The organism is Pseudomonas sp. S12(2018) (genome assembly GCF_024355235.1).
GTDB lineage: Bacteria > Pseudomonadota > Gammaproteobacteria > Pseudomonadales > Pseudomonadaceae > Aquipseudomonas > Aquipseudomonas palmensis.
The window spans coordinates 349,578-375,878 of record NZ_QLAD01000005.1; the positions used below are offsets into that span (position 1 = coordinate 349,578).

Here is a 26,301-nt window from a genome sequence, read left to right on the forward strand (position 1 = left end):
GTAGGAGCCGGCCTTGCCGGCGAAAGCGTCCTGCAATCCAACCCCCACTCTCCTGCCGAGCCCTGATCGTGAGCACACCCAGCCACTACTCCCCCGATTCCCCCATTCCCGACAGCCAGCGCGTCTTCGGCGCGCGGGACCTGTTCTCCCTGTGGTTCTCCCTCGGCATCGGCCTGATGGTGCTGCAGACCGGCGCCTTGCTCGGCCCCGGCCTGGGCCTGTCCGGCGCGTTGCTGGCCATCACCCTCGGCACGCTGGTCGGCGTTCTGCTGCTGGCCGCCGCCGGCGTCATCGGCAGCGACACCGGCCTGTCGGCCATGGGCACCCTGCGCCTGAGCCTGGGCCGCCACGGCGTGGCGCTGCCGGCCATTCTCAACCTGCTGCAACTGGTTGGCTGGGGCGCGTTCGAAATCATCGTGATGCGCGACGCCGCCAGCCTGCTGGGTGCGCGGGCCTTCGGCGCCGACAGCCTGTGGGTCAGCCCGCTGCTGTGGGCACTGTGCTTCGGCGCCCTGGCCACCGCGCTGGCGGTGGCCGGCCCGCTGACCTTCGTGCGCCGCATTTTGCGCAAATGGGGCATCTGGCTGCTGCTGGGCGCCTGCCTGTGGCTGACCTGGAACCTGTTCGCCAAGGCCGACCTGGCTGCCCTGTGGGCGCGCGCCGGGGACGGCTCGATGTCGCTGGGGGTGGGCTTTGACATCGCCATCGCCATGCCGCTGTCGTGGCTGCCGCTGATTGCCGACTACTCGCGCTTCGGCAGGCATTCGGGGCAGGTGTTCGTGGGTACCGCACTGGGCTACTTCATCGGCAACCTGTGGATGATGAGCCTGGGCGTGGCCTACATCCTGGCCTTCGCCACCGATGGCGAAGCCAGCACCCTGCTGCTGGCGCTGGCCGGCGCAGGCTTTGGCATCCCGCTGTTGCTGGTGCTGCTCGACGAGTCGGAAAAGGCCTTTGCCGACATCCACTCGGCGGCGGTGTCCAGCAGCCTGCTGTCAGGCGTGAAGGTCGAGCACCTGGCACTGGTGATCGGCGTGGTGTGCACCCTGATCGCCTGCTTCGCGCCGCTGGGCCAGTACGAGAACTTCCTGCTGCTGATCGGCTCGGTGTTCGCGCCGCTGTTCGGTGTGGTGCTGAGCGACCACTACGTGCTGCGCCGGCGTCGCCTGCCGGGTGTGGTCGATGGCCTGCACTACGGGGCGCTGGTGGCGTGGGCCTGTGGCGTGGCGACCTACCATGTGCTGGCGCATTACGCCGCGGACGTTGGCGCCACCCTGCCAGCCTTGCTGCTGGCAGGGGCGCTGCATCTGTTGCTGGGCTTCAACCGCGGCCGGGAAACAGCTCGGGCCTGATCACGCCGTTCAGGCGCGGGTAGGGGATCTTGAGCTCGATGTGGCCCATGGAGTACGGGGCGATGGCATACACCTCGTACTTCACCACCACCGCGCCGTAGGTCAGGGCGACGTGCGGTGACTTCTGGAATGGCCAGTTCTTCACGAACTCGGCGTCCTTGTCCATGCCGGTGCTGATCAGCCAGCCCTTGTGGGCCTCTTCGACGGTCTTCCAGAAGGTCGCCTCCTGGCCCGGCACCAGCATGTCCTGCAGGGTCAGCACCTTGTCCTGCTGGCGAGAATAGTTGATGAAGCCGCGCCCCGGCATGCCGTGCGCGCCGCCGGTGTCCAGGTAGCTGGACAACTCGATGATCACCAAGCCGTCATGCTGCTCGCGTACCTTGGCCTGCAGGTAGCTGCTGTTGCGGCTCTGGGCCGATTGCAGGTAGCTGTCCTCGTAGGACTTGAGCGAGGCCGGCAACGGTGCGCCCTCGCCATCGCTGGTGAGCTTGAGCAGGCTGCGCTCGACGATCGCATCGAGCTTGGGGTTGGTGGGGAAGTGCACCGTGTCGATGTTCACCAGCGGGCAGTCGGCTGCGGTGCAGCCCGGCTTGATGTGCTCCCACCTGTCGCGCTTGACCTCGAGCGGCACGCGCATGTTGGGCTGGAACAGGCTCTGGCAGGCGCCCAGGGTCAAGGCCAGGGCGGTCACGCAGGCTAATTTCGCAAGTGACATGATGATCCTTGTAGTGCAACGGTAATCGGGCTTGGACCGTCGGCAATGCCGTCGGTTCGCCACTAAGCTGACAAGAAAGGCTGCGCCTATCCTCGCAGCCCGCACGATTGTTTTAAAGGGGTGAAACCGCGCAGTGTGCAGGTTAGGATGGCGCGACGTGGTAATGGGGTAACGAGGTATCCATGACAGACAAGCCAAAGGCCATGCCGACCGACGTACAGATCGTGCGGCGCGAAAACTGCTTCAAGGGCTTTTACCGGCTCGACCGGCTGCACCTGCGCCACGAGCTGTTTGCCGGCGGCATGGGCCGCGAGATCAGCCGTGAGCTGTTCGTGCGCCACGACGCAGTGTGCGTGCTGCCCTACGATCCGCAGCGTGACGAAGTGGTGCTGATCGAGCAGTTTCGTGTCGGCGCCATGGGCAAGGTCGACAACCCCTGGCTGGTGGAACTGGTCGCCGGTCTGATCGACAAGGACGAACAGCCCGAGGAGGTTGCGCACCGCGAGGCGCAGGAGGAAGCTGGGCTGACATTCAGTGCGCTGTGGCCGATGACCAAGTACTTTCCGTCGCCCGGCGGCAGCGATGAATTCGTGCACCTGTACCTGGGGCGTTGCCACAGCGACGGCGCGGGCGGCCTGCACGGGCTGGAAGAAGAGGGCGAAGACATTCGCGTGAAGGCCTGGGCGTTCGAGGATGCGTTGCAGGCCGTGCGCGATGGGCGCATTGCCAATGCCGCGAGCATCATCGCCCTGCAATGGCTGGCGTTGAACCGTGACGAAGTCAGGGGGCTGTGGTCGTGAATCTGTTGCGCGAGCGCTACCGGGTCGATCTGGTCGGCTTGCAGGCTGCCTGCGAGGCCAACTATGCGCGCCTGATGCGACTGTTGCCCGACATGCGCACCACCCAGAGCTCGCGCCGCATCGGCATGACCCAGGGTGACCAGATGCTCGGCGTGCTGGTGCTCGACGTGGTGCTGGCCTGCCCTTACACCACCACCCTGCGCGTGCGCCAGGAGCACAGCCTGCCGTGGCTGCCGGTGCCGCAGCTGGAGGTGCAGGTGTACCACGACGCGCGCATGGCCGAGGTGGTCAGTGCCGAGCATGCGCGGCGCTTTCGCAGTGTCTACCCATACCCCAATGCGGCCATGCACCAGCCGGACGAAAAGGCCCAGCTCAACCTGTTCCTGGGCGAGTGGCTGAGCCATTGCCTGGCCTGCGGCCACGAACTGGAAGCGGTTCGCTGAAAATGTGACCGGTGTCGTGGGCGCGGGGTTTGCCGTTGCCTGCATTCCCACCATAATCGTGCAGAATCCGCCCAAGGAGACGGCCTTGCCGCACTCGATCATCCCTTCCCGTGACGCCTCGGTGCTGCTGGTGCAGCTCTCCGACAGTCATCTGTTCGCCGAAGCCGAAGGCACGCTGCTGGGCATGAATACCCGCGACAGCCTGCGCCGTGTGGTCGAGCGGGTACTCGACGAACAGCCGGTGGTCGACCTGGTGCTGGCCACCGGCGACCTGTCGCAGGATGGCAGCGTCGAATCCTATCTGCAGTTTCTGGCCCTCAGCGGCAGGATTCCGGCCCCGGCCCGCTGGCTGGCCGGCAATCACGACGAACCGTTCCCCATGGCCCAGGTGGCACGCGGCAGCGCGCTGCTCGAGCCGGTGGTGGATGCCGGCGCCTGGCGGGTGATCATGCTCAACTCGGCCGTGTGCGGCTCGGTGCCGGGGCTGCTGGCAGACGATCAGCTGCAACTGCTCAGGCAGGCCCTGGAGGCCGCACCGCAGCGCCATTGCCTGATCTGCTTCCATCACCAGCCGGTTTCCATCGATTGCGCCTGGATGGCGCCCATCGGGCTGCGCAACGCCGATGTGCTGTTCGACCTGCTCAAGGGTTATCCACAGGTGCGCGCGCTGCTCTGGGGGCATATCCACCAGGAGTGGGACCAGCTGCGTGACGGTGTGCGTCTGCTCGCTTCGCCGTCCACCTGCATTCAGTTCGAGCCGGGCAGTGAAGACTTCAAGGTGGGCGACCAGGCCCCGGGGTATCGTTGGCTGCGCCTGCATGACGACGGCAGGCTCGAGACCGGGGTCTCGCGCGTGACCGACTTTGCCTTCACCGTCGATTACGGCAGCAGTGGGTACTGAGCGCTGCAAGCTGCAAGTGAACGCGAATATCACCGCCCGGTTGTAACCTGATGTTTGAAAGTTGCCGCTCAAGGCTTCTCGAACAGGCTAAACTGCGCGTCTTTTGTGCTCGTTGCGACGGGCGTTGCATGGGCATCGGGGGCGATCATGTCGGGTTCGATTCTTTATATCCACGGGTTCAACAGTGCGCCCAGTTCGACCAAGGCCAGCCAGCTGAGCAGTGTGGTGCAGCAGCTGGGGCTGGCCGGGCAGCTGCGCGTGCCCCTGCTGGACAACCATCCGCGCCAGGCCGTGGCGCAGCTTGAACGTGCCATCGCCGAGCTGGGTTCGCCATTGCTGGTCGGCAGCTCGCTCGGGGGCTACTATGCCACCCACCTGGCCCAGCGCCACGGGCTCAAGGCCCTGCTGATCAACCCGGCCGTCAATCCGCACCAGCTGTTCGACGGCTACCTGGGCCCGCAGCAGAATTTCTACACCGGGGAAACCTGGGAGCTGACACTGGACCACGTGCAGGCCCTGGCCGAGCTGGAAGTGCCCGCACCGAGCGACCCCGAGCGCTTTCAGGTATGGCTGCAGACGGGCGATGAAACCCTGGACTACCGCCGTGCCCAGGCCTTCTATCGGGCCTGTGCGCTACGCATCGAGGCCGGTGGCGACCACAGCTTCCAGGGCTTCGCGCAGCACCTGCCGGCCATGCTGAGCTTCGCCGGCATTGCACCGCAGGTGTACCAGGCATTCGATTTTTCTGTACTTTGACTGATTATTTTCACCTACGACTGACGACGAGAACCCATGGCCAATCCCAGCGCTAGCGCCTATAACGCAGACGCCATCGAAGTCCTCTCCGGCCTTGACCCGGTGCGCAAGCGCCCGGGCATGTACACCGACACCAGCCGGCCCAATCACCTGGCCCAGGAAGTCATCGACAACAGCGTCGACGAAGCGCTGGCCGGCCACGCCCGCACCGTGCAGGTCATCCTGCATGCAGACCATTCGCTGGAAGTGTCCGACGACGGTCGCGGCATGCCCGTGGACATCCACCCCGAAGAGGGCGTGTCGGGGGTCGAGCTGATCCTCACCAAGCTGCACGCCGGCGGCAAGTTTTCCAACAAGAACTACCAGTTCTCCGGCGGCCTGCACGGGGTGGGCATCTCGGTGGTCAACGCCCTGTCCAACCAGGTACGGGTACGGGTCAAGCGCGACGGCAACGAGTACCAGATGACCTTCGCCGACGGCTTCAAGGCCACCGAGCTCGAAGTGATCGGTACCGTCGGCAAGCGCAACACCGGTACCAGCGTGTACTTCGCGCCCGATCCCAAGTATTTCGACTCGCCCAAGTTTTCCATCAGCCGCCTCAAGCATGTGCTCAAGGCCAAGGCCGTACTGTGCCCGGGGCTGCTGGTCAGCTTCGAGGACAAAGGCACCGGCGAGAAGGTCGAGTGGCATTACGAGGACGGCCTGCGCTCGTACCTCGAAGACTCGGTAAGCGAGTTCCTGCGCCTGCCCGATGCGCCGTTCTGCGGCAGCCTGGCGGGCAACAAGGAGGCCGTGGACTGGGCCTTGCTGTGGCTGCCCGAAGGCGGCGACAGCGTGCAGGAAAGCTACGTCAACCTGATCCCCACCGCCCAGGGCGGCACCCACGTCAACGGCCTGCGCCAGGGCCTGCTCGATGCCATGCGCGAGTTCTGCGAGTTCCGCAACCTGCTGCCGCGCGGGGTCAAGCTGGCCCCCGAGGACGTGTGGGAGCGCATCAGCTTCGTGCTCTCGATGAAGATGCAGGAGCCGCAGTTCTCCGGCCAGACCAAGGAGCGCCTGTCGTCCCGCGAGGCCGCCGCATTCGTTTCCGGCGTGGTCAAGGATGCCTTCAGCCTGTGGCTCAATGCCCACCCCGAAGTGGGCATGCAACTGGCGGAACTGGCGATCAACAACGCCGGGCGCCGGCTCAAGGCGAGCAAGAAGGTCGAGCGCAAGCGCGTGACCCAGGGCCCGGCACTGCCGGGCAAGCTGGCCGACTGCGCCGGGCAGGACCCGATGCGCGCCGAGCTGTTCCTGGTCGAGGGTGACTCGGCCGGTGGTTCGGCCAAGCAGGCGCGCGACAAGGAGTTCCAGGCCATCCTGCCGCTGCGCGGCAAGATCCTCAACACCTGGGAAGTCGACGGCGGCGAAGTGCTGGCCAGTCAGGAAGTGCACAACATCGCGGTGGCCATCGGCGTCGACCCCGGTGCCACCGACATGAGCCAGCTGCGCTACGGCAAGATCTGCATCCTGGCCGACGCCGACTCCGACGGCCTGCACATCGCCACCTTGCTCTGCGCCCTGTTCGTGCAGCACTTTCGCCCGCTGGTGGAGGCCGGCCACGTGTACGTGGCGATGCCGCCGCTGTACCGCATCGACCTGGGCAAGGAGATCTACTACGCCCTGGACGAGGCCGAACGCGACGGCATCCTCGACCGCCTGGTGGCCGAGAAGAAGCGCGGCAAGCCGCAGGTCACCCGATTCAAGGGCCTGGGCGAGATGAACCCGCCGCAGCTGCGTGAAACCACCATGGACCCGAACACCCGGCGCCTGGTGCAGTTGACCCTGGAAGACCTCGAAGGCACCCGCGAGATCATGGACATGCTGCTGGCCAAGAAACGTGCGGGCGACCGCAAGAGCTGGCTGGAGTCCAAAGGCAACCTGGCCGAGGTACTGGCTTGATCGCTCGGTGCCTGGCAGCGCTGTTGTCACTGCTGGGCGTGCCGGCGCTGGCCGAAACCTGGCCGGAGCTGGCGATGCAGAGCGAGCATCCGGTAGAGGGCATGCGTGGCGGCAACCTGTCGGGGCTGGCCCTGTGCAACGGCGAGCTCTGGACCGTCTCGGACCGCGACGACGACCTGCTGTACCGCCTGGACACCACCCAGACGGTGTGGCAGGCCGAAGGTATTCGCCTGGAGGTGCCGCCGGTGCCGGACAGCGGCCTGCCCTGGGGCCTGCGCTCGAGCAACTGGGCAATGTCCTACGTGCGCGGCGGCGAGCTGGATTTCGAAGGCATCAGTTGCGATGCCGCAGGCAATCACTACCTGGTAAGCGAAACCCATGTGGCGGTGCTCAAGGTACCAGTCGCAGGCGACCCCAGCTGGCTGAAGATCGACCCGAGCATGGTCCGCCAGGCGCGCGCCAGCGGCATGCTGCTGCACTTCAATGCATTGTTCGAAGGCATCGCCGTGAACCCGGCCGGCGATCGCCTGTGGCTGGCCGCCGAGCGCGAGCGCCGCGGGCTGATTTCGATCAATCGCCAGCAGACCACCTGGCACTGCGGTGATGGCTGCGTGCTGCTCAGCGAGGCCGGCACCGAGATGCAGCCTGCGCAGATGCCCAACGCCCGCGAGCGGCCCCGGGATTTTGCCGACCTGGCGCTGTTCGAAGGCAAGCTGTTCACCCTGGAGCGCAACGCCTACCGTATCTGCCGGCGTGATGCCGACACTGGAAGCGTGGAGCGCTGCTGGTCGTTCGCTGCCGATGCCCTGATCGAATCGCGGCAGTATTCGCAGCCGTTCGGCCTGGCCGAGGCCCTGGTGATCGATGCCAAGGGTGCCTGGATAGGCCTGGACAACAACGGCGGTCGCCGCGCCGATGGCGAAAACCGCCCGATCGTGTGGCGCTTTGCAGCGCCCCAGGGCGGCTGGAGCGCCAAGCCGTGAGCCAGGCACCGGGCAAGCGTGCCGGCCGGGTGATGCTGGTGCTGGCGTGGGCGGCCGGCCTGTTCCTGGCCACGCGTTTTTTCGGCGACTGGGAACAGCGCCAGGCCAACCCCAACAGCCAGATCAGCTCGCAGCACGGCGATGGCTATGTCGAGGTGCGGCTGCTGGGCAATGGCCAGGGGCATTTTGTGGCCGACGGTCTGATCAACGGCCAGGCCGTGCATTTTCTGCTGGATACTGGCGCCACCGACGTGGCGATCCCCGAGAGCCTGGCCCGGCAGTTCAGCCTGGAGCGTGGTGCGCCCGTGACCCTGAGTACCGCCAATGGTCGTACCGAGGGCTATCGCACTCGCCTCGACAGCCTGCAACTGGGCGATATTCTGCTGCGCGACGTACGCGCCCTGGTGGTGCCGGGGCTGGACGGCGAGCAGGTACTGCTGGGCATGAGTGCCCTGAAACAACTCGAATTTACCCAGCGCGGCGGCACCTTGCTGCTGCGCCAGACCTTGAAATGATGAGGCCCGCATGAGCGACTCCCTTGATCTCAGCCTCGATGGCGTAGAGCGCCGGTCACTGGCTGACTTCACCGAACAGGCCTACCTCAACTATTCCATGTACGTGATCATGGACCGTGCGCTGCCGCATATCGGCGACGGTTTGAAGCCGGTGCAGCGACGCATCGTCTACGCCATGAGCGAACTGGGCCTGGACGCCGATTCCAAGCACAAGAAATCGGCGCGTACCGTCGGTGACGTGCTCGGCAAGTTCCACCCGCATGGCGATTCGGCCTGCTATGAAGCCATGGTGCTGATGGCGCAGCCCTTCAGCTATCGCTACACCCTGGTCGACGGCCAGGGCAACTGGGGTGCGCCGGACGATCCCAAATCCTTCGCGGCCATGCGCTACACCGAAGCGCGCCTGTCGCGCTATTCCGAGGTGCTGCTCAGCGAACTGGGCCAGGGCACTGCGGACTGGGGCCCGAACTTCGACGGTACCCTCGACGAGCCCCTGGTGTTGCCGGCACGTTTGCCGAACATCCTGCTCAATGGCACCACCGGTATCGCCGTGGGCATGGCCACCGACGTGCCGCCGCACAACCTGCGCGAAGTGGCCACCGCCTGCGTGCGCCTGCTCGACGAGCCCAAGGCCACGGTCGAACAGCTGTGCGAGCACATCCAGGGCCCGGACTACCCGACCGAAGCAGAGATCATCACCCCGCGCGCCGACCTGCTGAAAATCTACGAAACCGGCCGTGGCTCGGTGCGCATGCGCGCCGTGTACCACATCGAGGACGGCGACATCGTGGTCACCGCGCTGCCGCACCAGGTGTCGGGCGCCAAGGTGCTGGAACAGATCGCCGCGATGATGCAGGCCAAGCCGTCCAAGGCGCCGCAGGTGGCCGACCTGCGTGACGAATCGGACCACGAGAACCCGTGCCGCATCGTGATCATCCCGGTGCACAGCCGCGTCGACCACGAAGCGCTGATGCAGCACCTGTTCGCCAGTACCGACCTTGAGTCCAGCTACCGGGTCAACATCAACATCATCGGCCTGGACGGCAAGCCGCAGTTGAAGAACCTGCGCACGCTGCTGGTCGAGTGGCTGCAGTTCCGCGTGCATACCGTGCGCCGTCGCCTGCAGTTCCGCCTGGACAAGGTGGAGCGTCGCCTGCACCTGTTGGACGGCTTGCTGATCGCCTACCTCAACCTGGATGAAGTGATCCACATCATCCGTACCGAGGAGCACCCGCGGGCCAGGTTGATCGAGCGCTTTGCATTGAGCGAGATCCAGGCCGACTACATCCTCGACACGCGCCTGCGCCAGTTGGCCCGTCTGGAAGAGATGAAGCTGCGCAACGAGCAGGACGAACTGCTCAAGGAACAGGCCAAGCTGCTGGCGCTGCTGGGCAGCGAAGCCAAGCTCAAGAAGCTGGTGCGCACCGAACTGCTGCAGGACGCCGAAACCTATGGCGACGACCGTCGCTCGCCGATCGTCGAGCGCGCCGAAGCCCGTGCGATGACCGAGCACGACCTGCTGCCCAACGAAAAGGTCACGGTGGTGCTGTCCGAGAAGGGCTGGGTACGTTCGGCCAAGGGCCACGACATCGATGCCACCGGGCTCTCGTACAAGGCCGGCGACGGCTTCAAGACCGCAGCCGCGGGGCGCTCGAACCAGTACGCGGTGTTCATCGACTCCACCGGCCGCAGCTACTCGGTGCCGGCGCATACGCTGCCGTCGGCACGGGGCCAGGGTGAACCGCTGACCGGTCGCCTGACCCCGCCGCCCGGTGCTTCGTTCGAGTGCGTGCTGATGCCCGAGGATGACGGCCTGTACGTGATTGCCTCCGATGCCGGCTACGGCTTCGTGGTCAAGGGCGAAGACCTGCAGGCCAAGAACAAGGCCGGCAAGGCCCTGTTGAGCCTGCCGAACAACGCCAAGGTGATCCTGCCGCGCCCGGTGGGCAACCGCGAGCAGGACTGGCTGGCGGCGGTGACCACCGAAGGGCGCCTGCTGGTGTTCAAGATCAGCGACCTGCCACAGCTGGGCAAGGGCAAGGGCAACAAGATCATCGGCATTCCGGGCGATCGCGTGGCCAGTCGTGAAGAATTTGTCACCGACCTGGCAGTGATTCCCGAAGGTTCGACCCTTGTATTGCAGGCCGGCAAGCGTACCCTGTCGCTCAAGGGCGATGACCTGGAGCACTACAAGGGCGAGCGTGGGCGGCGTGGCAACAAGCTGCCGCGCGGCTTCCAGCGGGTCGATGCGCTGCTGGTGGAAAACGTCGAATAAGCGACCTGGTGGCCGCAAACGGGTATTTTAGTGACCGTTTGCGGCTTAAACACTGGAGTCGCACGGAACTTTCGCGGATGATAGGCCCCTTGTGGTGCCAGCGTAGCTGTGTGCCCGACGTATTCATGAGTATCACTGCGGCAAGCCGTGTGGCGGCCGCCTGGATGGGATGATGACTTTTCTGCGCCTTCCATTTGTTCTACTGCTCAGTGGCGTGCTGGGCTTGGCCGGGTGCAGCATGCACCAGCCGGTAGCGCTGTATCAGCTCGACAGTGGCGAGCCGGGGCAACCTGGCCAGAGCAACGGCATGGCCGTGGTGCTGGGGCCGGTCTCGGTGGCCGACTACCTGCAACGCGAAACCCTGCTGCAACGCCAGCGTGACGGCAGCCTGACGGCAGCGACCGATGGTCGCTGGGCGGGCAGCCTGTCGGCCGACATCGACCAGTTGCTGGTGCGCCAGCTGGCCTGGCGCCTGGACAGCCAGCGTGTGGTGCTGGCACCGGCCAGCACCGGGTTCAACCCGGATGTGCAGGTGCTGCTGTCGATCACGCGCCTGGACTCGGGCGTTGGCCAGCCGGCGATCCTCGATGCCCAGTGGCGCTTGCTTGATCGTCGTGGCCAGGTGCGTGACAACCGCATCGTGCATTTCGAGCAGCCCCATGAAGGCAGCTCGGCGGCGCAGGTACAGGCGCAGGGGCAACTGCTGCAGCGTCTGGCCGAGCAGTTGAGCGTGGCGTTGAAGCCGTTGGCCAATCAGCCGCCGATCGTGCAGGAACAGCCGAAGAAGGCCACGCCGGTACAGCAGGTGCGCAAGGAGCCGGAGAAACCGAAGATTCCGATGGCGACACCGATTCGTACCGAGATGGAAGTGTTCCGGTTTTAACCGTGTCTAGTCCTGAAATAGGTTTAGACCTGTTCAGGTAGGCCGATAGGCCTCAAAACGCCCGATGCACCGCATCGGGCGTTTTGTTTTTCAGGGCCATATGGGGCCGTTCTGTGTTGTAGATCTGCACTGCCTCATCAACCATCTGCCTCGCTTGCTCCAGATCTTCAGGGCTGCTCAACAGCAGCTCCATCTTGAGGATTCCGTTGATTCGCTCAGCCAGTGCGTTCTGGTAGCAGTCATACCCATCAGTCATGGAGCACTGAACGCCGTGCCGTTGGTGCAGTGACTGGTATAGCGCCGAGCAATATTGGATGCCTCGATCCGAATGGTGGACTAATGGCTGGTGACGACGTCGCTTTCGTAAGGCCTGCTTGAAGGCTTGCGCTACTGACTCGGCATGCAGGCTTTCATGGACGTGGTGACCAACAATTTTCCTGGAGTACGCGTCCGTTACCAGGCTCAGGTACAGCGGGCCGTTGCGTGCGGGCAGATAAGTAATGTCGGCAACCCAGACGTGCTCCGGCCTTGTCGGAACGACTTGGCTTGGACCGGGCTTGATTAAGTTGGGATGGCGGTAGAAGCGATGAAAGCTCTGTGTTGTCTTGTGGTATGCCCGCTTGGGCAGTACCAGCAAACGGCGCTCTCCCAAGACCTGAAACAGTCTATCTCGGCCGACCTGGAATCGTTTGTCAGGTTGGCAATGCAGCAAATAGTGCAGCTTACGGGTACCCAGACGGGGCTGGCGCAGCCGGACTTGCTGAACAAACTGAACCACCCGATCTGCCTGGCGCTCTTTGCCATCAGCAGCTCGGTTGCGCTTGTAGTAAGCCTGTCGACTGATGCCTAGAAACTGACAAGCCCTGGCAATGCTCAGTCCTGCGACTTGACCTTGCGAGAGGACTTGCCGGATCGCTTTTTTACGACCGAGACACCGTATTCATTTTTCAGAACATCAACGACCGTTTCAAAGAACTGAGCCTTCTGGCTCATCAGCTCAAGCTGCTGCTCAAGCTCTTTGATCCGCTGCTCTGGAGTGAGCGTTTTGGGGTCAGACATCGCGCAGCTCCTCTCGTCGCGGATCGAGGCCCCCTGGCTCCAATCCTGCCGACCGTGCTTACGCAACCATACCAGAACCGTCGACCGTCCCTGGATGCCATACCGCACCTGGGCCTGCTTGTAGGTCAGTTCGCCTTTTTCAATCTGATCAACCACCGCCAATTTAAAAGACAGTGAGTAATCACGCTGTGTGCGCTTTACACCTTGCTCCATCTGACTCTCCGGAAATTCGGGATGGGAGGTGTAAACCTTATTCAGGACGGGACACCGGCCACAAAAAAGCCCGCAGCGATGCGGGCTTTTTTGTGGCCGGTTGAAACCGGCTCCTACGGGGCCTCAGGTCTTGATCTGGCGCTCGTGCATCCGTGCCAGCTGGCGCTCCAGCATCGACGGATACGGCTCCATCAGGCGCTCCACACAGCACGCCCCTTCAGGGCTGGCAATCGGGCGGATGCGGGCACGCTGGCGAATCAGCGCATCATCACTGACCTTGCGCTCCACCAGCAGCAGGTTGCGGCTGTGTTGCGACAACGCCAGGGCATCCTGGGCCTTGTCGGTCAGCAGCAGGTCGATCTGGCTCAGGCCGTGCAGGTCTTCACCCAGCGCCAGGCCCAGCTGCAATTGCAGGGTAATCCCGCTGTCGGCCACTTCCACCTGCAACGCATGCCCCAGGGCACGCAGCAGTTCGCCACAGCAGATGGCGTTGGTCAGGTAGTCCTCGCCGCTTTCCGAGCTGTGGAACAACAGCAGCGTGCTGCCATCGTTGAGCGTGTGCACTTCGCTTTCATACAGCGACGCGGCCTGGTCGAGGCAGTCGCGGTAGCGGTCCAGCAGTTCGGTCAGGCGTGCCCGAGGCAGGCGGCGCAGTTGCTCCTGGGAGCCCAGTTGCACCGCCAGCACCGCACTGGCCTGCGGCTCGCGTGGCGCAGCGGGTACTACAGCCTGCGGCGCGGCATCGCTGTCGTCGCGCAGGTCGGCAAACGCCTCGTCGTCGTCTTCATCATGCGCTACTGGCCTGGGCAGCGCCGGCTTGGGCTCCAGCGCCGGCTCGCGCAGGTTGCGCACCTGCAAGGCCGGCTGCGCTTCATGTTCGTCGTAGTCGTCTTCTTCCTCGGGCTCTGCTTCAGGCTCCGGCGGTGGCGGGGCAAAGCGCGAATGCAGCTGGCGCGCCAGGTCGCCGATCTCGTCCTGGCGGTCGGTGGCCGGGGTGTAGGCATCCAGGTCGCGCAGCCACACCCGCAGTTGCAGCAGCGGCGTCGAAATGAAGCGCCCCAGGCGCAGGCTCAAGGCCAGGGCCAGGGCCAGCAGGATCGCCGCCAGAATGCCCATGCTCTGCAGGCTGATGGTCAGCGGCTGCTGGAACTGGCTCATGTCCAGGCTGATGCGCAGTTGCCCGGCCGTCACGTCCTGGAAGGTGATCTTGGTCTGGTACAGGCCCTCGACCTCGCCCAGCAGGCCGTTTTTCGGGCGCTGGCCGGCTTCGGCGAGGATCCGGTTGTCGACGCTGTAGATGGCGGCATGGGCCACCAGCGGGTTCTTCACCAGGTTGCCGAGCAGCACGTTGAGGCTGAGGATGTCGTTGGACACCAGCAGTTCGGTGGCAGACGTGGCGGTCTGCGTGGTCAGGCTCTGACCCAGGGCGTCGGCCTGCTCGTGCATGGCCTGCTTGAACTGCAGGCCCATGACCCCGGCGTAGATGACCAGCGCCAGCGCTACCAGAAACACGTTGTGGCAGGCGATCCGCAAGGCCAACGGCACACGGCGCTGGCGCAGGGCACGGAAGATCAGCAGGAAGAAATTGTCGGTTTTAACTGGCGTGGGCCGGTTCACAGAGCGCGGCTCTTTATGTCGGAGAAGGTGCTGCGCAGTATAGCGACAGGGCATGGGCCGGCAAAGTATCGACTGCGCCCGATGGTCTGCGAAAGTGGGTAGAATGCGCGTTTTGTCACTGTGTCGGAGCCCGTTTTGCGCGAAATCGTTCTGATTAACATCACCGGCGAGGACCGTCCGGGTCTCACCGCGGCCATTACCGGCGTGCTCGCCCAGGGCGGGGTGAACATCCTCGACATCGGCCAGGCGGTCATCCACGACACGCTGTCGTTCGGCATCCTGGTGGAAATCCCCAGCACCGAGCAGGCCAGCGCCGTGCTCAAGGACATCCTCTTCACCGGGTACAAGCTGGACCAGCAGGTGCGCTTCACCCCGGTTTCCGAGCAGGACTACCAGCAGTGGGTCGACGGCCAGGGCAAGGCCCGCCACATCGTGACCCTGCTGACGCGCAAGGTAACTGCCGAGCAGTTGCAGCGGGTGAGCTCCATCACCGCCCAGTACGGGTTGAACATCGACCATATCGACCGTCTGTCGGGTCGTATCGCGTTGGACACCCCGGCCGACCAGGGCAAGGGCTGCATCGAGTTCTCCGTGCGTGGCGAGCCGGCCGACCCGCAGGCCCTGCGTGCCGAGTTCCTCAGCGTGGCGCAGGAGCTGAACGTCGACATCGCCTTCCAGCAGGACTCGCTGTTCCGCCGCAACCGTCGCCTGGCGGTGTTCGACATGGACTCCACCCTGATCGAGGCCGAGGTCATCGACGAGCTGGCCAAGGCGGCAGGCGTGGGCGAGCAGGTGTCGGAAATCACCGAGCGTGCCATGCGTGGCGAGCTGGATTTTCGTGCCAGCTTCAAGGAGCGCCTGGCGCTGCTCAAGGGCCTGGACGTCAGCGTGCTGGACGAGATCGGTGCTTCGCTGCGCCTGACCGAGGGCGCCGAGGTGCTGTTCGCCGAGCTCAAGCGCCTGGGCTACAAGACCGCGATCCTGTCGGGTGGCTTCACCTACTTTGCCAAGCAGCTGCAGGCCAAGCTGGGCATCGACTATGTGTTTGCCAACGAGCTGGAAGTGGTGGACGGCAAGGTGACCGGCGTGGCCGTGGAGCCGATTGTCGACGCGCAGCGCAAGGCTGACCTGTTGACCGAGCTGGCACGCAAGGAAGGCTTGCAGATGGAGCAGACGATTGCCGTGGGCGACGGTGCGAACGACCTGCCGATGCTGGCGATTGCCGGCCTGGGCGTGGCGTTCCGGGCCAAGCCGCTGGTCAAGCAGTCGGCCAAGCAGGCGATCTCGACGCTGGGGCTGGATGGGGTGCTGTATCTGCTGGGCTTCAGGGATCGCGACGGTCGCGACTGAGAAAGCGCGGCCGCTGCGCGGGTCAAGCCCGCTCCCACAGGTTTGCCATCGCTCCAGAAGGCCGTGCAGCCCCTGTGGGAGCGGGCTTGACCCGCGATGAGGCCCGACAGCCAGGCACAAAAAAGCCCGCATCGCTGCGGGCTTTTTGTTGGGTCAGGCGTGCTGCGCCGGCAACCCCAGGCATTCGCCCATGTTCACCACCGACCCCGCACCCAGCGATTCGGCCCACTTCACCTGCTCTGGCCCGAACAGCACGACAGCCGTCGAACCCAGCTTGAAGCGGCCCAGCTCGGCGCCTTTTTCCAGGTGGATCGGTGCACGCGCTGCCTCGTCGTAGCGGAAGGTCTTCAGCTCGCGCTTGGGCGGCGTGACCAGCCCGGCCCATACCGTCTCGACCGACGCCACGATCATCGCGCCCACCAGCACCACGGCCATCGGCCCGCGCTCGGTATCGAACAGGCACACCACGCGCTCGTTGCGCGCAAACAGCTCCGGCACGTTTTCGGCGGTGGTCTGGTTGACCGAGAACAGCCGGCCCGGCACGTAGATCATCTCGCGCAGGGTACCGGCCAGCGGCATGTGCACGCGGTGGTAGTCCTTGGGCGACAGGTAGATGGTGGCGAATTCGCCACCCATGAACGGCGCGGCATTGGCCGGGTCGCCGCCCAGCAGCTCAAGGGCGCTGAAGCTGTGGCCCTTGGCCTGGAAGATGCGGCCATGCTCGATCGGGCCCAGCTGGCTGACAGCGCCGTCGGCCGGGCACAGGATCGCCCCCGGGGTCTGGTCCAGCGGGCGGGCATCCGGCTTGAGCGCGCGGGTGAAGAATGCGTTGAAGTGCTCGTAGGCGGTCAGGTCTTCGACCTGGGCCTGGGACATGTCGACCTGGTAGCGCTTGGCGAACCAGGCGGTGAAGGCATTCTTGAACCATTTCACGCGGCATTCGGCCACGCAGCCGGCCAGGCGCGACAGCAGGTGGTGGGGCAGCAGGTACTGGCTGATGATGAACAAGCGGGATTTCATTGAATTTCCTTAAACTTCTACAGGCGTGTCGGGGTGGTTGCCCCATTCGCCCCATGAGCCGGCATAGGCCTTTACCCGTGGGTAGCCCAGGTGTTTGGCCACAAGATAGGTGAAGCCGGAGCGGTGGTGGGTCTGGCAGTGGGTGATCACTTCCTTGTCGCGGGTGATGCCCAACTGCTCGAGGATCTGGGGCATGTCCTTGCGGATGCGCAGGTGATCGTTCTGGTCCATGCCGGCCGTCCACTCGAAGTTGACCGCGCCCGGGACGTGTCCGCCCTTGGCGGCCAGTACTTTCTCACCCCGGTATTCCTGCGGGCTGCGCGCATCCCAGACCGCCAGGTCGGCAGCGCCCAGGCGGCTTTGCAGGTATTCGCGGGTGGCGGTGGGGGCTTCGTGCAGGGTCAGGCTGACGCTGCCGGCAGCGGGCGCGGGCACATCGGTCGAGAGCTCGCCCGTCCAGCCCAGCGCGCCACCGTCGAGGTAGTGATAGCGGGTATGGCCGATCACATCCAGCAACCAGATGAAGCGCCCGGCCCAGCCGCCGCCTTCGTCGTCATACACCACATACACGGCGTCCGGGTTGTGCCCCAGCTCGGCGAACAGCTTTTCCAGGTCGCCTTGGCTCGGCAGCAGCCCGGGCGCCGGTGGCTGGCCCAGCTGGGTGCGCTTGGGGTCGACGAAGCGCGCACCGGGAATGTGCCCGCTGCCATAGCGTTTCGTGCTGGTCAGGTCGACCAGGATCAGCCCCGGCGCATCCAGGCGGGCTTGCAGGTCGGCGGGTTCAATCACCAGGGGCAAGCCGGAAAAGTCAGTCATCCAGAGTCTCCAGATCGGAACAGAGTGGGCGATTGTAGCGCATGGGTCAGGTGCTGCGGTTGCTGAAGGCGGTGAGGGCGCGCTCGATGCACTGGGCGGTCTTGCCGAACGCCTGCACGCTGATCTCCGAGAACGGGCCGCCGCCCTGGTCGGCCAGCACCACCATCACCACCTTGCCGTTGCTCGACAGCGAGCGCAGCAGCAGGTGCTGGCCACGGAACAGCACGCGCAGGGTGCCGGGCAGCAGGGCACCGAACTGGGCATAGTTGTCCGGGGTCAGGCGCAGTTGTGCCGACTGGGTCAGCAGGCGTTGCAGCAGCTTGCTCTGGGCGAGCGGCACCACCAGGCCGCCGGCCTCGGCGGGCAGCCCGGCGATCTGGTGCACGCGCAGGTGGGTCATGCCCTTGTCGGCCATCAGCATCATCACCCGCTGCATGCCGCAGGCCACCAGGGCATCGCGGGCGTAGGTGGTCAGGTGCATGGCGTTGGTGAATGCACTGGGCTCCACCAGCAGGTCGGCGCAGTACTTGCGCCAGGCCCCCAGCGATTCGGTCGAGGGCACGTCGGCAGGCCGCAGGCGGCGGTGCACGTAGTGCGAGCCGGTCGGCCAGATCAGCGATTCGGCGGGGTGGTAGAGGTCGTCGTCGGCGTGCAGGCGCGCACTGTTGGCGGCCTGCTGGTGCACCTGTTGCTGCACGTCGCTCAGCGGCACCTGCAGGTACAGGCTGGTCAGGCGTTGCCAGCGCTGGCTGTGCGGGCAGTCCCAGGCGTGCTGCGCCGCCAGGGCCAGGCCGTTGGCCAGCAGCACGGTATTGGCCGGCTGGTTGAGCCAGCGGCGCAGGGCCGGGTCGGCGTCCAGCAGCTGTTGCTGGCGCAGCGGGTTGTCGTGCAGGCGGGCGATGTGCATGACCTTGACCAGCAGGCGGCGTTCTTCGCTGAGCACGTGGTAGCCCTGGGTGACCCAGTTGGGCAGGCGCCAGTAGTCGGCCAGGGCGCGGCACAGCGCCAGCAGGGGTACACCGAACAGTTCGCGCTCCACGCGCAGGGCCGGCTCGCCGCGGTGCACCACTCGCACTTCCCATTCCTCGATCAGCTTGGGGTGCGCCAGGGCCAGGGTCCACAACGGCGAGAGGAACAGCAGGCTGCCCCAGTGGATCTCCTGCCACAGCCGCGCCAGTTGGCTGGCGAACAGGCCGCTGGCCTGCTGGCTGGCATGCAGGCTGATCATCTGCAGGTGGCGCAGGGCCTTGGGGATCTGCGCCGGCGGCGCGGTGGGCAGGCGCAGCAGCAGTTCTTCGGCGCGCTTGAGGCCAAGCCGGTTGAGGGCGATTTCCAGGCTTTCGGCCGGCTCGGCCATGCTGGCGTGGGTATGCCGGTTGGCTTCGCGCATCACGCTGAGCACCAGCGCGGGGCTGTCCTGCATCAGATCGGCGATGTCACGCAGCGAGCGGCGGCTGTCGCCGATGGCGGCTTTTACCCGCTCGTGACTGTCCAGCGGCACCGGCAGTTGCACGCTGTCGAGCAGTTTGATCCAGGCGTCTAGGGTCTTTGGAATTTGAGTTGGCACGTGAGTTCACTAGGCATGCTGGGAGGTGGCCGAACTGGCTTTTCGCCTTGACTGGCTATAGTCTGGCGCAGAACTGCCGATAAGTAGAAGAAGAGTTTTACGAACTTCCGCCCCCGACCCTGACCACGACAGTAAGTGCTTCCAATCTATGGCTAAAATTATCGGCATCATTGTCGTATTCGCGAGCGTGCTTGGCGGATACGTTCTTTCTCACGGCAAGATCGCGGCCCTGATTCAGCCTTTCGAGGTGCTGATCATCGGCGGTGCCGCCTTTGGTGCGTTCCTGCAGGCCAACCCCGGCTACATGACCATGCACGTGATCAAGAAGTCGCTGAGCATGTTCGGCTCGCGCTTCTCGCACACCTTCTATATAGAAGTGCTGGGCCTGATCTACGAGATCCTCAACAAGAGCCGGCGCGAAGGCATGATGGCGATCGAGGGCGATATCGAAGACGCCGCGGCCAGCCCGATCTTCGCCAAGTACCCGGCGGTACTCAAGGATGAGCGCATGACCGCGTACATCTGCGACTACCTGCGCATCATGTCCACCGGCAACATGGCCCCGCACGAGCTCGAAGGCCTGTTCGACATGGAACTGCTGAGCATGAAGGAAGAGCTCGACCACCCGTCCCATGCCGTGACCGGCATCGCCGACGGCATGCCCGGCTTCGGTATCGTGGCGGCGGTACTGGGTATCGTGGTGACCATGGCTTCGCTGGGCGAGGGCGACCAGAAGTCCATCGGCCTGCACGTGGGTGCGGCGCTGGTGGGTACCTTCTTCGGTATTCTGGCGGCCTACGGCTTCTTCGGCCCGCTGGCCACCTCCCTGGCCCACGACGCCAAGGAAGAGGTCAACGTGTACGAGGCGATCAAGGCCGCACTGGTGGCGTCGGCCTCCGGCATGCCGCCATCGCTGGCGGTGGAGTTCGGTCGCAAGGTGCTGTTCCCCAAGCACCGTCCAAGCTTTGCCGAGCTGGAACAAGCAGTTCGCGGTCGCTGATCCATGGAAAACAATCAGCCGATCATCATCAAGCGCGTAAAGCGCTTCGGCGGCGGCCATCACGGCGGCGCCTGGAAAATCGCGTTCGCCGACTTCGCCACGGCGATGATGGCGTTCTTCCTTGTGCTGTGGCTGCTGTCCACCGCCACGCCCGAGCAGAAGATCGCGATTGCCGGCTACTTCAAGGACCCCATCGGGTTCTCCGAGAGTGGCACCCCGTACATCATCGACCTGGGCGGCTCGCCGGAGCTGGCCCCGGAAAAGACCATCAACCCTGAAGTGCAGTCCGAGCCGACGCCTGACACCAGCATCCAGCTGGACAAGGACGCGGTCGAGAGCATGGCCGAGCAGGTCGAGAAAGACCGCTTGAACCTGGTGCTGCAGGAGCTGCAGAACAAGGTCGAAGAGAACCCGCAACTGCAGAAGTTCAAGGACCAGATCCTGTTCGAGATCACCCAGGACGGCCTGCGCATCCAGATCATGGACGCCGAGAACCGGCCTATGTTCGACCTGGGCAGTGCGCGCCTGCAGCCGTACTTCGAGGACATCCTGCTGGCGATGGCCGACACCATCAAGGCGGTGCCGAACAAGATCAGCATCAGCGGCCACACCGATGCCAAGCCCTACGCCGGCACCGGTGATTACGGCAACTGGGAGCTGTCGGCCAACCGTGCCAACGCGGCGCGTCGGGCGCTGGTGGCCGGTGGCTATCCGGATGCCCAGGTGGCGCGGGTGGTGGGGTATGCATCGTCGTCGCTGTTCGACCGCGAGAACCCGCTCAACCCGGTGAACCGTCGTATCGACATCATCGTGCTGACCAAGAAGGCCCAGCGCACCATTGAGGGCGAACAGACCTCGCCGACGCCGCCGGACGCAGCCCAGCCGGGTGCGGCACCTGCGCCGGGCGCTGCGGCACCGACGCCCGAGCCCGAGCCGATGCAGCCGCGTGAACTGCGCGAGAAGCTGAACATCTTCGAGGATGGCGTGTTGAAGATGGACGAGCCCAACAAGCCGCAGTGAGCCGGCAGCCGACAACGCCCGCATGGAGTGATCCGTGCGGGCGTTGTGCTGTGTGGGGTTCGGCATTTCAGTAGCCGCGACCGATGCTGGCCTTGAGCTCGGCCTGGAAGTGCTGGGCATTGCAGCGATTGTCGCCGGGTGCGGCCTGCGTGGGCAGGTTGAGGGCACGGCCAAGGGTGTGTTCCAGGCGGTACGCGCTGACGAACAGGTCCAGGTCGGTGGCTTGCGCCATGGTCGGCAGTTCGCCCAGGTAGGTGGGGCTGGCCGGCTCGCCCAGCTGGAACGTGGCGACCCGTCGGTCGGCCAGCGCTGCGGCGCCCAGGGCGAAGGGCACCCACCAGGCGCCGCAGGTGTTGCCCGACACCAGCACGATCAGGTGGGTGCAGCCGTGCAGGCTGCGGCTGATGAGGGTGGTGAGGGTGCAGGCATCGTCGGCCTGGGGGTCGATGGCCTCCAGGCAGGTGGCGAGGCCCTCGAGGCGCAGGTGCTCGCCGATGGCCATGGCGGCGGCCAGGTCGTTGCGGCAGTAGAGGAGTGAGACTGGCATCCGGAGGTCCCTGGTGGGCGCAAATCTGGTGCGGGATACCTTTGATGATTACGACGCGTGGTGCAAGGCGTGGGATTGAATCAGGAGGTGGACTACATGCCTGGGTGAAAAGGCCTACAAATGTGTTGCGACAACTGACGCCTTCGCCGGCAAGGCCGGCTCCTACAGGTGTCCGCGTAAGGCGAATCTTCGGAATTTCCCTATTCCCTGTAGGCCCCTTCCCAATCATACTTTTGCCGCTTTCCCGCCATTGCGGTGGTCACGGTAGCGCTCTAGTCTGCGTCGCGTCGTTGGTGTTCAACGACCGGTTTTGACAGGCCGTTACTGATTTCGGACCACATGTGCATCGCTTTATGGCGGCTGTGCGTGGGGCACTTCGTGTGCGCCGAGTTCCGGTATCCTCGGTCTGTCAACCCGCGTACAGCTGCCACCTATTTGTTTGACAGCAAAGCGTGGTAGCTCCACTGATACTGGAGTTGGTCATGTTGAAAATCGTCCCCGATCCACCGCATTACGCCAATCTGCCCCTCGAAGACATCCTCTCGTGCACTGATCGCGAGCGCTGTGCGCTCGTTCGCCGGCAAGGCCGGCTCCTACAAAGGCTCGCAGTACCTGTAGGAGCCGGCCTTGCCGGCGAAGACGCCCGTAGAGCCAATTAAGAAAGTCGTCGGGAGATAACAGATGGAAAACAGCTCAGTCTTCAAGACACTAGGCGTCGGCACTTTCGGCGAAGGCGAGGGCGGCCCCACCGCCGAGCGCCTGTTTCGCGTGCAAGCCGGCCACAACGCCGACTTCGCCCTGGAAGAATCAGCCCTGCTGCTCAGTTGCGCCTACAAGCTCACCTTGCAAGCCGGCATCGAGCCGGATGGCACGCTTGTCTGGGCGGCACATTACCTGAGCGGCATGTCCAAGGCCCTGGTCGAGGATGTGGCGCATGCGATGTTCATCGAACAAACGCCTGCGCCATGACCGTCATTAGCTGTCCTGCGGCAGGCTGGCAATGATCGAGCGATAGCTGTTCATGCGCTGCTGCTGCACGCGCCCGTCTTCCAGCGCCTTGAGCAGCGCACAGCCCGGCTCGCGGTCGTGCTTGCAGTCGCGGAAGCGGCAGGTGCCGATCAGGTCGTTGAACTCGATGAAGCCGGCCTCCACGTCCGCCCGGCTCACGTGCCCCAGGCCGAACTCGCGAATGCCCGGCGAGTCGATCAGCTCACCGCCACCCGGGAAGTGGTACAGCCGCGCGGTGGTGGTGGTGTGCTGGCCCTGGCCCGACCACTCCGACAGCTCGCCCACGCGGGTGTCGACATCGGGCAGCAGGCTGTTGACCAGCGACGACTTGCCCACCCCGGACTGGCCGACGAACACGCTGATGTGCCCATCGAGCAAGGTCTGCAACTGCTGCATGCCGTCGCCATGGTGCGCCGACACTTCCAGCAGCGGGTAACCCAGCTGACGGTATACCGCCAGCAGCGCATTCAGCGCCGGGGCGTTCTGCTCGTTGATCAGGTCGGCCTTGTTCAGCAGTAGCAGCGGGCGGATACCGGCATGCTCGGCGGCCACCAGGTAACGGTCGATCAGGTTGGCATGCGGCTCGGGGGCCGGGGCGAACACGATCACGATCAGGTCGACGTTGGCCGCCACCGGCTTGAGCTGGCCACGGCTGTCGGGGCGGCACAGCTCGGTGCTGCGCGGCATCTGCGCCACGATCACGCCGATACCCTGGTTGCCGGCGCGCCATACCACCTTGTCACCAGTGACCAGCGCCGGCAGGTTGGCGCGCAGGTGGCAACGGAACACCTGGCCGGCCACGTCGCCGTCCTGTGCTTCGACTTCTACCTGCACGCCGAAGTGTGCAATCACCAGGCCCAGTTGTTCAGGCCCCAGGTCGCCGCCTTCGAGGGTGTCCAGCGTGTGCTGTTCGCGTTTGGCAGCGCGGGCGGCGCGCTCACCCTGGATTTTTTCGATGCGCCAGTTCTGGCGGCGATTGAGCTGGCGTTTGGCCATGTAGGTCTCGTTTCGTCAAGCAAAGCATGTGAGGGTGCAACGGCGTCGAGTCTAGCACGCTCCACTAGGCTAAACTGCGCGCCTACCGAGGAGCAGAATCATGCAGAACCCACAGAACCTGATCTGGATCGATCTGGAAATGACCGGCCTGGATCCGGACAGCGACGTCATCATCGAGATGGCCACCATCGTCACCGACAGTGACCTGAACACCCTGGCCGAAGGCCCGGTGATCGCCATCCACCACAGTGACGAGGTGCTGGCGCGCATGGACGAGTGGAACACCCGTACCCACGGCAACTCCGGCCTGACCCAGCGCGTGCGCGAGAGCAAGGTGAGCATGGCCGAGGCCGAGGCCGAGACGATCCGCTTCCTGGAGCAGTGGGTGCCCAAGGGCAAGTCGCCGATCTGCGGCAACAGCATCTGCCAGGACCGTCGCTTCCTGTACCGCCACATGCGCGAGCTGGAGAATTTCTTCCACTACCGCAACCTGGACGTGTCCACCCTCAAGGAGCTGGCCGCACGCTGGGCTCCCGAGGTGCGCGACAGCTTCAAGAAGGGTGGCACGCACCTGGCGCTGGACGATATTCGCGAATCCATCGCCGAGCTGCGCCACTACCGCGAGCACTTCATCAAGTTCTGACCCGCACTGCGCCAACAATCGTTGGCGCGCCCCCTTTTGGTGCCTGGGGCAACTGGGTAGACTGCGCGCCTCTTTGCACGGACCTGCGCCATCATGCTGTTGATGCTCTATTTGATCGCCATTACCGCCGAAGCCATGACCGGGGCGCTGTCGGCCGGGCGGCGCGGCATGGACTGGTTCGGCGTGGTGCTGATCGCCTGCGTCACGGCCCTGGGCGGAGGCTCGGTGCGCGACGTGCTGCTGGGCCACTACCCGCTGACCTGGGTGAAGCACCCGGAGTACCTGGTGCTGACCAGCGTGGCGGCCTTGATCACCATTTTCATCGCGCCGCTGATGCGCCACCTGCGTTCGCTGTTTCTGGTGCTCGATGCGCTGGGGCTGGTGGCGTTCACCCTGATTGGCTGCATGACCGCGCTGGAAATGGGCCAGGGCATGCTGGTGGCGTCGATCAGCGGGGTGATCACCGGCGTGTTTGGCGGCATCCTGCGGGATATCTTCTGCAACGACATTCCGCTGATCTTCCGGCGTGAGCTGTATGCCAGCGTGTCGTTTCTGGCGGCGTGGTTCTACCTGGGGTGCGTGTACTTCAAGGTGCCGGGGGAGCAGGCGATTCTGCTGACGCTGTTTGGCGGGTTGCTGCTCAGGCTGCTGGCGATACGGTTTCGCTGGGAAATGCCCAAGTTCCAGTACAACGACGAGCATTGAGGGCTTCTTCGCGGGTCAAGCCCGCTCCCACAGGATCACCACTGTTCTTGAAACCGGTGCTGTCCCTGTGGGAGCGGGCTTGACCCGCGATGGTCGCGCTGCAGACCTAAAGCCGTGCCTGATGCTGACGCAGCGCCCACTCCACATGCTCCCTCACCAGCTCCGACGGATACTCCCGCCGCGCCTGGAGCGCCTCCAGCACCGGGATGGTCGAGGGCGCATTGCCCAGCCCCACCGCCAGGTTGCGCAACCAGCGCTCATACCCCGCCCGGCGCAGCGGCGAGCCTTCGGTGCTGGCCAGAAACGTCTCTTCATCCCACATGAACAGCTCCGCCAGCCCGGCGTTGTCCAGCCCGTGGCGCGGCTTGAAATCCGCTTCGCCGGTGGGCCGGGCAAAGCGGTTCCACGGGCACACGATCTGGCAATCGTCACAGCCGAACACCCGGTTGCCGATCAGCGGCCGCAGCTCTTCGGGGATCGCGCTCTTCAGTTCGATGGTCAGGTACGAAATGCAGCGCCGCGCATCCAGCACATACGGCCCCACGAAGGCCTGGGTGGGGCAGATGTCCAGGCATGCACTGCACCGCCCGCAATGCTCGGTGGCCTGCGCCTCGTCCACCGGTAGCGGCAGGTCGACGAACAGTTCGCTGAGGAAGAAGTAGCTGCCCGCCTTGCGGTTGAGCAACAAGGTGTTCTTGCCGATCCAGCCCAGCCCGGCCTGTTCGGCGATGGCCTTTTCCAGCACCGGCGCGCTGTCGACGAAGGCGCGGAAGCCGAACGGCCCGATGTCTTTCTGGATGCGCTCGGCCAGGTGCTGTACGCGCTTGCGGACCAGCTTGTGGTAGTCGCGCCCCAGCGCATAGCGCGAGATGTAGGCCTTTTCGGGCTGGGCGAGCATCTGCGCCATCTGCGTGTCGCCCGGCAGGTAGTCCATGCGCAGCGACACCACGCGCAAGGTGCCCGGCACCAGCTCGTCGGGGTGCGAGCGTTTGCTGCCATGGGCGCCCATGTACTCCATCTCGCCGTGATAGCCCTCGGCCAGCCAGCGTTCCAGGTGTTTTTCGTGTTCGCCCAGCTCCACACCGGCAATGCCGACGTGCGCAAAGCCCAGTTCACGGCCCCAATCCTTGATCGATTGGGCGAGGGCGGGTAGATCGAGGGGGGAAGCAGACATGC

General features: G+C 64.8%; 25 protein-coding genes. 16 read left to right on the forward strand and 9 right to left on the reverse strand.

Annotated features, from left to right (window positions below):
• Positions 1-68: 68 nt before the first annotated feature.
• The gene (gene cytX / locus DN388_RS14535; protein WP_054915741.1) at positions 69-1,352 is read left to right on the forward strand and encodes a putative hydroxymethylpyrimidine transporter CytX; all 1,284 of its coding nucleotides are present in this window, start codon (positions 69-71) and stop codon (positions 1,350-1,352) included.
• On the opposite strand, the gene DN388_RS14540 is transcribed toward cytX, so the two are convergent.
• Positions 1,321-2,067 (reverse strand): RsiV family protein, encoded by a 747-nt coding sequence (locus DN388_RS14540; RefSeq protein WP_043863563.1) that lies wholly within the window; start codon positions 2,065-2,067, stop codon positions 1,321-1,323. The two genes, cytX and DN388_RS14540, sit on opposite strands and share 32 nt — an antisense overlap.
• A 182-nt stretch (positions 2,068-2,249) precedes the next feature.
• Between DN388_RS14540 and DN388_RS14545 the strand changes: the two genes are divergently transcribed.
• The 9 genes from DN388_RS14545 (at position 2,250) to DN388_RS14585 (ending at position 11,564) form a co-directional block, all read left to right on the forward strand.
• Positions 2,250-2,867: an NUDIX domain-containing protein gene (locus DN388_RS14545; RefSeq protein WP_043863562.1), complete on the forward strand. Its 618-nt coding sequence runs from the start codon at positions 2,250-2,252 to the stop codon at positions 2,865-2,867.
• Positions 2,858-3,310 (forward strand): DUF1249 domain-containing protein, encoded by a 453-nt coding sequence (locus DN388_RS14550; RefSeq protein ID WP_043863561.1) that lies wholly within the window; start codon positions 2,858-2,860, stop codon positions 3,308-3,310. Before DN388_RS14545 ends, DN388_RS14550 begins: the two co-directional genes overlap by 10 nt.
• Positions 3,311-3,395: 85 nt before the next feature.
• The gene (gene cpdA / locus DN388_RS14555; RefSeq protein ID WP_255000650.1) at positions 3,396-4,211 is read left to right on the forward strand and encodes a 3',5'-cyclic-AMP phosphodiesterase; all 816 of its coding nucleotides are present in this window, start codon (positions 3,396-3,398) and stop codon (positions 4,209-4,211) included.
• A gap of 147 nt (positions 4,212-4,358) precedes the next feature.
• Complete coding sequence (locus DN388_RS14560) at positions 4,359-4,967, forward strand: YqiA/YcfP family alpha/beta fold hydrolase (RefSeq protein WP_255000653.1); 609 nt, start codon at positions 4,359-4,361, stop codon at positions 4,965-4,967.
• Positions 4,968-5,003: 36 nt separating this feature from the next.
• The gene (gene parE / locus DN388_RS14565) at positions 5,004-6,908 is read left to right on the forward strand and encodes a DNA topoisomerase IV subunit B (protein WP_043863558.1); all 1,905 of its coding nucleotides are present in this window, start codon (positions 5,004-5,006) and stop codon (positions 6,906-6,908) included.
• Entirely contained in the window at positions 6,905-7,891 is a 987-nt protein-coding gene (locus DN388_RS14570) for an esterase-like activity of phytase family protein (protein ID WP_058541604.1), read from the forward strand. Before parE ends, DN388_RS14570 begins: the two co-directional genes overlap by 4 nt.
• On the forward strand, positions 7,888-8,406 hold the full coding sequence (locus DN388_RS14575; RefSeq protein WP_078479871.1) for a TIGR02281 family clan AA aspartic protease: 519 nt from the start codon (positions 7,888-7,890) through the stop codon (positions 8,404-8,406). The genes DN388_RS14570 and DN388_RS14575 overlap by 4 nt, the downstream gene beginning before the upstream one ends.
• A gap of 10 nt (positions 8,407-8,416) precedes the next feature.
• Entirely contained in the window at positions 8,417-10,681 is a 2,265-nt protein-coding gene (parC, locus tag DN388_RS14580; protein ID WP_255000659.1) for a DNA topoisomerase IV subunit A, read from the forward strand.
• Between the two features lie 172 nt (positions 10,682-10,853).
• Complete coding sequence (locus DN388_RS14585; protein ID WP_043863554.1) at positions 10,854-11,564, forward strand: membrane integrity-associated transporter subunit PqiC; 711 nt, start codon at positions 10,854-10,856, stop codon at positions 11,562-11,564.
• A 52-nt stretch (positions 11,565-11,616) separates the two neighbouring features.
• Here the strand turns inward: DN388_RS14585 and DN388_RS14590 are convergent.
• Positions 11,617-12,836 (reverse strand): IS3 family transposase gene (locus DN388_RS14590; RefSeq protein WP_100635030.1). Its coding sequence is split into 2 segments (ribosomal slippage): positions 11,617-12,488 and positions 12,488-12,836, totalling 1,221 coding nucleotides; the frame shifts between segments, so codons are not numbered across the junction.
• A gap of 123 nt (positions 12,837-12,959) precedes the next feature.
• Positions 12,960-14,453: a HAMP domain-containing protein gene (locus DN388_RS14595; RefSeq protein ID WP_043863553.1), complete on the reverse strand. Its 1,494-nt coding sequence runs from the start codon at positions 14,451-14,453 to the stop codon at positions 12,960-12,962.
• A 135-nt stretch (positions 14,454-14,588) separates the two neighbouring features.
• Between DN388_RS14595 and serB the strand changes: the two genes are divergently transcribed.
• Positions 14,589-15,803, forward strand: coding sequence for a phosphoserine phosphatase SerB (gene serB / locus DN388_RS14600; RefSeq protein ID WP_104572992.1), 1,215 nt, complete (start codon positions 14,589-14,591; stop codon positions 15,801-15,803).
• 153 nt (positions 15,804-15,956) lie between these two features.
• On the opposite strand, the gene asd is transcribed toward serB, so the two are convergent.
• Genes asd through DN388_RS14615 form a run of 3 tightly spaced genes read right to left on the reverse strand, consistent with a single transcriptional unit; the run spans position 15,957 to position 19,206 of the window.
• Positions 15,957-16,823, reverse strand: coding sequence for an archaetidylserine decarboxylase (gene asd / locus DN388_RS14605; protein ID WP_043863551.1), 867 nt, complete (start codon positions 16,821-16,823; stop codon positions 15,957-15,959).
• A gap of 9 nt (positions 16,824-16,832) precedes the next feature.
• Positions 16,833-17,639 carry a rhodanese-like domain-containing protein gene (locus tag DN388_RS14610; RefSeq protein ID WP_255000667.1) on the reverse strand — a complete coding sequence of 269 codons (807 nt, stop codon included), beginning with the start codon at positions 17,637-17,639 and terminating at the stop codon, positions 16,833-16,835.
• 46 nt (positions 17,640-17,685) lie between these two features.
• Positions 17,686-19,206, reverse strand: a complete 1,521-nt coding sequence (locus DN388_RS14615) for an HDOD domain-containing protein (protein ID WP_054916178.1) — start codon at positions 19,204-19,206, stop codon at positions 17,686-17,688.
• Between the two features lie 148 nt (positions 19,207-19,354).
• Between DN388_RS14615 and motA the strand changes: the two genes are divergently transcribed.
• Complete coding sequence (motA, locus tag DN388_RS14620; protein WP_043863548.1) at positions 19,355-20,206, forward strand: flagellar motor stator protein MotA; 852 nt, start codon at positions 19,355-19,357, stop codon at positions 20,204-20,206.
• A gap of 3 nt (positions 20,207-20,209) precedes the next feature.
• Positions 20,210-21,226 (forward strand): flagellar motor protein MotB, encoded by a 1,017-nt coding sequence (gene motB, locus DN388_RS14625; RefSeq protein WP_043863547.1) that lies wholly within the window; start codon positions 20,210-20,212, stop codon positions 21,224-21,226.
• Positions 21,227-21,293: 67 nt separating this feature from the next.
• Here motB and DN388_RS14630 read toward each other — a convergent pair whose 3' ends face one another.
• On the reverse strand, positions 21,294-21,773 hold the full coding sequence (locus DN388_RS14630) for a toll/interleukin-1 receptor domain-containing protein (protein ID WP_043863546.1): 480 nt from the start codon (positions 21,771-21,773) through the stop codon (positions 21,294-21,296).
• A gap of 681 nt (positions 21,774-22,454) precedes the next feature.
• Between DN388_RS14630 and DN388_RS14635 the strand changes: the two genes are divergently transcribed.
• Positions 22,455-22,742: a DUF3077 domain-containing protein gene (locus tag DN388_RS14635; RefSeq protein WP_255000675.1), complete on the forward strand. Its 288-nt coding sequence runs from the start codon at positions 22,455-22,457 to the stop codon at positions 22,740-22,742.
• A gap of 6 nt (positions 22,743-22,748) precedes the next feature.
• On the opposite strand, the gene rsgA is transcribed toward DN388_RS14635, so the two are convergent.
• Positions 22,749-23,777: a small ribosomal subunit biogenesis GTPase RsgA gene (gene rsgA / locus DN388_RS14640; protein WP_255000677.1), complete on the reverse strand. Its 1,029-nt coding sequence runs from the start codon at positions 23,775-23,777 to the stop codon at positions 22,749-22,751.
• A gap of 100 nt (positions 23,778-23,877) precedes the next feature.
• On the opposite strand from rsgA, the gene orn reads away from it, so the two are divergent.
• Together orn and DN388_RS14650 are read left to right on the forward strand one after the other, a co-directional pair.
• Entirely contained in the window at positions 23,878-24,420 is a 543-nt protein-coding gene (gene orn, locus DN388_RS14645; protein WP_043863543.1) for an oligoribonuclease, read from the forward strand.
• 90 nt (positions 24,421-24,510) lie between these two features.
• Positions 24,511-25,125 (forward strand): trimeric intracellular cation channel family protein, encoded by a 615-nt coding sequence (locus DN388_RS14650; protein WP_173925102.1) that lies wholly within the window; start codon positions 24,511-24,513, stop codon positions 25,123-25,125.
• A 106-nt stretch (positions 25,126-25,231) separates the two neighbouring features.
• Here DN388_RS14650 and queG read toward each other — a convergent pair whose 3' ends face one another.
• Positions 25,232-26,299 (reverse strand): tRNA epoxyqueuosine(34) reductase QueG, encoded by a 1,068-nt coding sequence (gene queG, locus DN388_RS14655; protein WP_043863541.1) that lies wholly within the window; start codon positions 26,297-26,299, stop codon positions 25,232-25,234.
• Between the last annotated feature and the right edge of the window lie 2 nt (positions 26,300-26,301).